Here is a 9,819-nt window from a genome sequence, read left to right on the forward strand (position 1 = left end):
GCCGCCGACGTGCTGCCCGGCGACGACGCCGTGCTGGCTGTGGCCGTGCAGCGGCGGGACCGGGCGGAGGCGCAGGCGCTGCTGCACGCCCTCGCCGAGCTGCACGTGCACGGAGTTCCCGTGTCCTGGACGCAGTGGTTCGCCGACGCCGGCGCGCGCCGCGTCGACCTGCCCACGTACGCCTTCCACCGCGAGCGGTACTGGCTGCCGCCCGCCGGCCAGTCGGCGGACGTCTCCGGGGCCGGCCTCGGCGTGGCGCGGCACCCGCTGCTCGGTGCGGCGGTGTCGGTCGCCGGCGAGGACATGGTCGTGCTGACCGGTCGGCTGTCGGTGTCGACCCACCCGTGGCTCGCCGACCACGTCATCTCCGGCGCCGTGATCGTGCCCGGCACCGCCCTGGTGGACCTCGTCGTCCGGGCGGGCGACGAGGTCGGTGCCTCCCGCGTCCGCGAGCTGACCGTCCTCGCCCCGCTCGTGCTGCCCGCCACCGGCGGCGGCGTACGGGTGCAGGTCCGGGTCGGTCCCGTCGACGGGACCGGCAGCCGGTCGGTGACCGTACACTCCCAGCCCGAGGACGACCCCGAGTCGGGCTGGACCCGGCACGCCGACGGCCTCGTCAACGCCCCCACGGCCGACGAGCCCACGGTGGGCGCGTGGCCGCCGCCCGGCGCGTCCGAGGTGGACGTCACCGGCTGGTACCCGACGGTGGCCGAGCACGGGCTCTCCTACGGGCCGGTCTTCCGGGGCCTGCGGCGGGCGTGGACCGCCGAGGGCGAGGTGTTCGCCGAGGTCGCCCTCCCCGACGAGGTGCTCGGGGACCCGGCGGGATTCGGCGTGCACCCGGCACTGCTGGACGCCGCCCTGCACCCCGTCGGGCTGCTGCCCGCCGACGAGGCCGGCGGCGGGGCCCGGGTGCCGTTCGCGTTCGAAGGGGTGCAGGTCCACGCGGTCGGGGCCCGGACGCTCCGGGTCCGCCTCACCGCCACCGGCAACTCCGTGCGGCTGGTCGCCGTCGACGAGACCGGTGTGCCGGTGGTGTCGGTGGACTCGCTGACGCTGCGCGAGCTGACCGGCATGGCGGCGCCGTCCGACGAGGCACACCGATCCCTGTTCGAGGTGTCCTGGCAGCCCGAGCAGATCACCGCGCCCGACGGCGCGTACGGCTGGGCCGTGCTCGGTGACCGCCCGCTCGACGGCGTGCCGCAGCTTCCGGCGTACGCCGAGGTCGCGGCCGTGGCCACGGCGGTGACGGACGGAACGGCCCCCGCTCCCGCGGCGCTGCTGCTGCCCGTCACCTCGGCCGCCTCCGGGGCGGACCTGCCCGACGCGGCGCGGTCGGTCACGGCGGACGTCCTCGGCGCGGTGCAGGCCTGGCTGGCCGCCGACGCCCTGGCGGACTCGCGGCTGGTCGTGGTGACCCGTGGCGCGGTGGCCACCGGCACGACCGACCGCGTCACCGACCTGGCGGGCGCCGCGGTCTGGGGCCTGCTGCGCTCGGCCCAGTCGGAACACCCCGGCCGGATCGTGCTGGCCGACCTCGAACCCGGCGTCGACCTGGACGCCGACCTGCTGGCCCTGCTCGCCGCAGCCGCCGACGACCCCGCCCTCGGCGGGCAGCTCGCGGTGCGGGCGGGCACGGCCTACCTGCCGCGGCTGGTCCGCGCCACCGGCGACACGCGCACCCCGGCGACCCTGGGCCGGGGGACCGTCCTCGTCACCGGCGGCACCGGCTCGCTCGGCGCCCTGGTGTCCGAACACCTCGTCACCGCGTACGGCGTGCGCTCGCTGGTGCTGGCGTCCCGGCAGGGCCCGGCGGCCCCCGGCGCCGACGACCTGGTGCAGCGGCTCGCCGCGCTCGGCGCGACCGCCCGGGTGGTCGCCACGGACGTGACCGACCGCGAGCGCGTCGGCGAGCTGGTCCGGGCGATCACCGCCGAGGACCGCCTGGCCGGGGTGGTGCACACCGCCGGCGTCCTCGACGACGGCGTCGTCAGCGGGATCACCGCCGAGCGGCTGGCGGACGTGCTCGCCCCGAAGGTCACGGCCGGCTGGTGGCTGCACGAGGCGACCGCCGAGCTGGACCTCGACCTCTTCGTGCTCTTCTCCTCCGTCGCCGGGGTGCTCGGCTCTCCCGGCCAGGCCGCCTACGCGGCCGGCAACGCCTTCCTGGACGCCCTCGCCGTGCTGCGGGCGCAGCGCGGGCTGCCCGCGGTCAGCCTCGCGTGGGGCATGTGGGACACGGACGGCATGGCCGCGTCGATCAACGACACCGACCGGGCGCGGGTGACCCGGGCCGGTCTGGTCCCGATGACCGCCCCGGTCGGGCTCGGGCTGTGGGACGCCGCCCTGGCCCACGGCGGCGCGGCGCTGGTGCCGGCGGTGGTCGACCTGCCCGCCATGCGGGCGCAGACCGCCGCCGGCCGGGTGCCGGTGATGCTGCGGGCCCTGGTGGGACCGGGCACGAAGCGCCGCCGCTCCGGCTCCGGCGCCTGGGTCGACCGGCTGGCCGGGCTCGACCCGCAGGAGGCGCGCACGCAGGTGGCCCTGCTGGTCCGGGGGATGATCGCGCAGGTCCTCGGTCACGGCGGCGCCGAGGCGGTGCCGGCGGACCGGGCGTTCCGGGAACTGGGCTTCGACTCGCTGACCGCCGTCGAGCTGCGCAACCGGATCAACGGCGCGACCGGGCTGCGGCTCACGTCGACGCTCGTCTTCGACTACCCGACCCCCGGCGCCCTGTCGGAGCACCTGTACGAGCAGCTGTCCGGCCAGGTCGCCGACCAGCAGCAGGCCGTGCGGGCGACCACCGTCGACGAGCCGATCGCGATCGTGGGCATGGCCTGCCGCTACCCGGGCGGCGTGACGAACCCGCAGCAGTTGTGGGACCTGGTCGCCGCCGGGGCCGACGGCATCGGCGAGTTCCCCACCGACCGGGGCTGGGAACTCGACCGGCTCTTCCACCCCGACCCGGACAACCCCGGCACGTCGTACACCCGGCACGGTGGCTTCCTGTACGGGGCCGCCGAGTTCGACCCGGACTTCTTCGGCATCTCGCCCCGTGAGGCGATCGCGATGGACCCGCAGCAGCGGCTGCTGCTGGAGACCTCGTGGGAGACGTTCGAGTCGGCCGGTCTCGACCCGCAGCGGTTGCGCGGCAGCCGGACCGGCGTGTTCGCCGGCCTGATGTACCACGACTACGCCTCCGGCGTGCAGGACCTGCCCGAGGGCGTGGGCGGTTACCTCGGCACCGGCACCTCCGGCAGCGTGCTGTCCGGTCGGGTGGCGTACACGTTCGGCCTGGAGGGGCCGGCGGTCACCGTCGACACGGCGTGCTCGTCGTCGCTGGTGGCGCTGCACCTCGCGGTGCAGGCGTTGCGCAGCGGCGAGTGCGATCTGGCGCTGGCCGGTGGCGTGACGGTGATGGCGACGCCCGGCACGTTCATCGAGTTCTCCCGGCAGCGTGGTCTGTCGGCCGACGGCCGCTGCAAGTCGTTCGCCGCGTCGGCCGACGGCACCGGCTGGTCCGAGGGCGTCGGCGTGCTGCTGGTGCAGCGCCTCTCCGACGCCCGGCGCGAGGGCCGGCGGGTCCTGGCGGTGGTACGCGGATCGGCGATCAACCAGGACGGCGCGTCCAACGGCCTGACCGCCCCGAACGGCCCCTCGCAGCAGCGGGTGATCCGGCAGGCGCTCGCGAACGCGCGGCTCACCACCGCCGACGTGGACGCCGTCGAGGCGCACGGCACCGGCACGACCCTCGGTGACCCGATCGAGGCGCAGGCCCTGCTGGCCACGTACGGGCAGGACCGGCCGGAGGACCGGCCGCTGTGGCTGGGCTCGATCAAGTCGAACATCGGCCACACGCAGGCCGCCGCAGGGGTGGCCGGCATCATCAAGATGATCATGGCGATGCGCCACGGGCTGCTGCCGTCCACGCTGCACGTCGACGAGCCGTCCCCGCACATCGAATGGAGCGCCGGGGCGGTCTCCCTGCTCACCGAGGCACGCGACTGGCCCGTGGCGGGCCGGCCGCGCCGCGCGGCGGTCTCGTCGTTCGGAGTCAGCGGCACCAACGCGCACGTCATCATCGAGCAGCCCCCCGCCGAGGCGGAGCCCACCCGGGGCGAGGGAGTGCCGACGCCCGCCGCCGGGTCGCTGCCGGCCCCCGTGCTGCTGTCGGCCCGCTCCGAGGCCGCCGTCGCGGCCCAGGCGGAGCGCTGGGCCCGCTGGATCGCCGGCGACGAGGAACTGCGCCCCGTCGACGTCGGCTGGTCGTCGACGGTCAGCCGGGCCGTCATGGAGCACCGCGCGGTGGTCACCGCGACGGACCGGGACGAACTGCTGGCCGGGCTGCGTGCCCTCGCCGCCGGCGAGTCGGCCGCCACCGTGGTCGCCGGTACGGGCGCGACGCGTACGCAGCTTGCTGTGCTCTTCTCCGGCCAGGGCGCGCAACGCGCCGGGATGGGCCGGGAGCTGTCCGCCCTGTTCCCGGTGTTCGCGGCCGCCCTGGACGAGGTGTGCGCGCAGCTCGACCCGCTGCTGCCGCGCCCGCTGCGGGAGGTGCTGTTCGCCGAGGCGGGCAGCCCCGAGGCGGAACTGCTGGACCAGACCGTCTTCACCCAGGCCGGTCTGTTCGCGGTCGAGGTGGCGCTGTTCCGCCTCGTGGAGTCGTTCGGGATCGTGCCCGACGTGCTGGCCGGTCACTCGATCGGCGAGGTGACGGCCGCGTACGTGGCCGGGGTGCTGTCCCTGGCCGACGCGTGCGCCCTCGTGGCCGCGCGGGGCCGGTTGATGCAGGCGCTGCCCACGGGCGGCGGCATGCTGGCCGTGGCTGCCGACGAGGCGGCCGTGGCGGAGTCGATCGCCGGGCTGACCGACCGCCTCGGCATCGCGGCCGTCAACGGGCCCACCGCCGTGGTCGTCTCCGGTGCCGTCGAGGCCCTGGACGAGGTGGAGCAGTCCTGGCGGGACCGGGGCGTGCGTACCCGCCGGCTCACCGTCAGCCACGCGTTCCACAGCCCGCTGATGGCGCCGATGCTCGACGAGTTCCGCGCCGTCCTGGCGGGGCTGACGTTCCGGGCGCCGCTGCTGCCGGTCGTGTCGAACCTGACCGGCGCGCTCGCCGACCCGCAGGAGATCACCCGCGCCGAGTACTGGGTGCGGCACGTGCGGGAGGCCGTCCGCTACGCCGACGGGGTCACCGCCCTGCGGGCCGCCGGGGTGGACACCTTCCTGGAGATCGGCCCGCAGAGCGTCCTGACCGCGATGAACGCCGACCTGCTCGCCGAGGACGCGCTCGCGGTGGCCGTCCAGCGCCGGGACCGGCCCGCCCCGCAGGCACTGCTGCACGCCCTCGCCGACCTGCACGTCCACGGCGTCCCGGTGACCTGGACGCAGTGGTTCACCGACGCCGGCGCCGCCCGGGTCGACCTGCCGACGTACGCCTTCCAGCACCAGCGGTACTGGCTCGGCGCGGGCCAGGCGCGTACCGCCGACGTGTCCGGCGCGGGCCTCGGCGTGGCCGGGCACCCGCTGCTCGGCGCGGCGGTCACCGTCGCCGGCGCGGACATGGTGGTGCTGACCGGCCGGCTGTCCCTCGCCACCCACGCGTGGCTCGCCGACCACGTCGTCTCCGGCGCGGTCATCGTGCCCGGCACCGCCCTGGTGGAGCTGGCCGTCCGGGCCGGCGACGAGGTGGGCGCGTCCCGGGTGCGGGAGCTGACCGTGGCCGCGCCGCTGGTGCTGCCGGAGGCCGGCGCGGTGCGGGTGCAGGTGCGCGTCGGCGCGGCCGACGAGGTTGGCACCCGCGTCGTGGCGGTGCACTCGCAGGCCGAAGGCGACCCGGAGGCCGACTGGGTCCACCACGCGGAGGGCGTGCTGGAGCCGGCGACGGCCGACGAGCCGAGCGTGGGGGAGTGGCCCCCGACCGGCGCGTCCGAGCTGGACGTGGCGGGCTGGTACCCGACGCTTGCGGAGCACGGCCTGACGTACGGGCCGGTGTTCCAGGGGCTGCGCCGGGTGTGGACCACCGGCGACGACGTGTACGCCGAGGTGGCGCTGCCGGACGAGGCGGCGACGGAGGCGGCGCGCTTCGGCGTGCATCCGGCCCTGCTGGACGCCGCCCTGCACCCGATCGGGCTGCTGCCCGGCACCGAGGGTTCGGGCGGTGCTCGGGTGCCGTTCGCGTTCGAGGGTGTGCAGGTGCACGCCTCGGGTGCGCGGGTGCTGCGGGTGCGGCTGTCGCGTACGGGCTCGGCGGTGCGGCTGGTCGCGTGCGACGAGTCGGGCGCGGCCGTGGTCTCGGTCGACTCCCTCGCCCTGCGCGAGCTGACCGGCGTGACCGCGGCGGGCGCGGCGGCCCGCTCGATGTTCGAACTCACCTGGCAGGCCGAGGAGATCGCCGCCGCCGGGGACCTCTCCGGGTGGGCGCTGGTCGGCTCGCCGGCAACCGCCGACCTGCCGGCGTACGGCGACGTCGAGGCGCTCGTCGCGGCGGTCGACGCCGGCCGGACGGCCGCACCGAAGGCGCTGCTGCTGCCGCTCGACGCGCCGGAGAGCGCCGTCCCCGACGCGGTACGCGCGGCGACCACGGCCGTGCTGGCGACCGTCCGGTCCTGGCTGGCGGCCGACGCGCTCGCGGAGTCGCGGCTGGTGGTGGTGACCCGGGGTGCGGTGTCGGTTGCGGCGGACGACCGGGTGACGGACCTGGGCGGTGCGGCGGTGTGGGGTCTGCTGCGTTCGGCGCAGTCGGAGCACCCGGGTCGCATCGTCCTCGCCGACGTCGACGGTGACGTGGACGCCGGGCTGTTGGGTGTGCTGGCCACGGTGGCTGACGAGCCGGTGGCGTTCGGTGGTCAGGTCGCGGTGCGCGCGGGTGGGGTGTTCGTGCCGCGTCTGGTGCGCGCGGTCGCCCCGGCATCGGTGGAGGCGCCGGTCGTGGGTGACGGCGTGGTGCTGGTGACCGGTGGTACGGGTGCGCTGGGTGCGCTGGTGGCGGAGCACCTGGTGTCGGTGCACGGCGTGCGCTCGCTGGTACTGGTGTCGCGGCGTGGCCCGGAGGCTGCGGGCGCGGGCGAGCTGTCGGAGCGGCTGACGGCGCTGGGCGCGTCGGTGCGGATCGCCGCCTGTGACGTGACCGACCGGGACCAGGTCGGCGCGCTGGTGGCCGAGGTTGCCGCCGAGGGCCGGCTGGCGGGTGTGGTGCACACCGCCGGTGTGTTGGACGACGGGGTGATCGAGCGGGTCACCGAGGAGCGTCTGGCCGGGGTGCTGGCGCCGAAGGTGTCGGCGGGTTGGTTCCTGCACGAGGCGACGGCGGGTCTGGACCTGGATCTGTTCGTGGTGTTCTCGTCGGTGGCGGGTGTGCTCGGCTCGCCCGGTCAGTCGGCGTACGCGGCGGGCAACGCCTTCCTCGACGGACTTGCGGTGTACCGGCGGCAGGCGGGTCTGCCGGCCGTCAGCCTGGCGTGGGGCATGTGGGACACCGCCGGCATGGCCGCGTCGATCGACGAGGCGGACCGGGCGCGTTCCGCGCGGGCTGGCCTGACGCCGATGAGCGCCGAGACCGGGCTGGAGCTGTTCGACGCCGCCCTGGTGGCGGAGCGGCCGGCGTTGGTGCCGGCCGTGATCGACGTACCGGCGATGCGCGCAGCGCTCGGCGCCGGCCCGGTGCCGGCCGTGCTGCGTACCCTGATCGGGTCGACGGCGGCCCGGCGACGGGCCGCGCGGGGCGGCGACTGGGCCAACCAGCTCGCGGGCCTGGCACCCGACGAGGCGCGCGCCCAGGTCGACGTGCTGGTGCGGGGCCTGGTAGCGCAGGTGCTCGGGCACGGCGGTGCGGACTCGGTGCCGGCGGACCGGGCGTTCCGGGAGTTGGGCTTCGACTCGCTGACCGCCGTGGACCTGCGTAACCGGTTGAACGCGGCCACCGGGCTGCGGCTGGCCTCGACGCTGGTCTTCGACTACCCGACCCCGGCCGTGCTCGTCGACCACCTGCACGAGCAGGTCTCCGGGCAGATCACCGCCCGCCAGACGGCGGTGCTCAGCGCCAGCACCGACGAGCCGATCGCGATCGTGGGCATGGCCTGCCGCTACCCCGGTGGCGTCGAGAGCCCGGACCAGCTGTGGGCGTTGCTGGCCGGCGGCGGCGACGGGATCTCGGAGTTCCCCACCGACCGCGGCTGGGACCTGGAGAGCCTGTTCGACCCAGACCCGGAGCACAGCGGCACGTCGTACACGCGCCACGGTGGCTTCCTCTACGGGGCCGCCGACTTCGACCCGGGCTTCTTCGGCATCTCGCCGCGCGAGGCCCTGGCGATGGACCCGCAGCAGCGGTTGCTGCTGGAGGCGTCGTGGGAGTCGTTCGAGTCGGCGGGGCTGGACCCGCAGCGGTTGCGGGGCAGCCGGACGGGTGTCTTCGCCGGCGTCATGTACCACGACTACGCCTCCCGCCTGATGGACCTGCCGCCGGACGCCGAGGGCTTCGTCGGCACGGGCACGTCGGGCAGTGTGCTGTCCGGTCGGGTGGCGTACACGTTCGGCCTGGAGGGCCCGGCCGTCACCGTCGACACCGCCTGTTCTTCCAGCCTCGTCGCGTTGCATCTCGCCGCGCAGGCGTTGCGTTCCGGTGAGTGTGATCTGGCGCTGGCCGGTGGCGTGACGGTGATGGCCACGCCGGGGACGTTCATCGAGTTCTCCCGGCAGCGCGGGTTGTCGCAGGACGGTCGCTGCAAGTCGTTCGCCGCGTCGGCCGACGGCACGGGCTGGTCCGAGGGCGTCGGCGTGCTGCTCGTGGAGCGGCTGTCGGACGCGCGGCGCAACGGGCACCGCGTGCTGGCGGTGGTACGCGGCACGGCCGTGAACCAGGACGGCGCGTCCAACGGCCTGACCGCCCCGAACGGTCCGTCGCAGCAGCGGGTGATCCGGCAGGCCCTCGCGAACGCGCGCCTGACCACCGCTGACGTGGACGCGGTGGAGGCGCACGGCACGGGCACGACGCTGGGTGACCCGATCGAGGCGCAGGCTCTGCTGGCGACGTACGGGCAGGAGCGTCCGGGGGACCGGCCGTTGTTGTTGGGGTCGGTGAAGTCGAACATCGGGCACACGCAGGCGGCTGCCGGTGTGGCTGGTGTGATCAAGATGGTCATGGCGATGCGGCACGGTCTGGTGCCGGCGACGCTGCACGTGGACGAGGCGTCGCCGCACGTGGACTGGACGGCCGGGGCGGTGGCTCTCGCGACCGAGCCCACGCCGTGGCCGCAGGTGGATCGGCCGCGTCGGGCGGCGGTGTCGTCGTTCGGGATCTCCGGCACGAACGCGCACGTGATCATCGAGCAGCCTCCCGCCGAGACGATCGAGGGTGAGATCGTCGCCCGGGACGTGCCGCCGGTCGTGCCGGTGCTGCTGTCGGCCCGCGACGCCGGCACGCTGTCGGCGCAGGCGGGCCGGTGGGCGCGCTGGCTGACCGCCGAGGAGGCCCCGCGTCCGCTGGACGTGGCCTGGTCCTCCGTCACCACCCGGCCCGCGCTGGAGCACCGGGCGGTCGTCACCGCCGCCGACCGGGACGACCTGGTCGCGGCGTTGACCGCCCTCGCCGACGGCGAGCCCACCGGTACGGTCGTCTCCGGCGCCACCGGCCAGCGCGGCCAGCTCGCCCTGCTCTTCTCCGGTCAGGGCGCGCAGCGCGCCGGGATGGGCCGGGAGCTGTCCGCCCTGTTCCCGGTGTTCGCGACCGCGCTGGACGAGGTGTGTGGACACCTCGATCCGCTGCTGCCGCGTCCGTTGCGGGAGGTGCTGTTCGCCGAGGCGGGTTCGGCCGAGGCGGAG

Annotated in this window: 1 protein-coding gene; it reads left to right on the top strand. The window is 75.8% G+C overall.

What is annotated here, in order from left to right:
• Window positions 1–9,819 (top strand): SDR family NAD(P)-dependent oxidoreductase (locus AB0B83_RS29315; RefSeq protein WP_357580880.1); only part of this gene is annotated, 9,819 nt, incomplete at both ends.

Source organism: Micromonospora sp. NPDC049060 (assembly GCF_040649055.1).
Classification (GTDB): Bacteria; Actinomycetota; Actinomycetes; order Mycobacteriales; family Micromonosporaceae; genus Micromonospora; species Micromonospora reichwaldensis.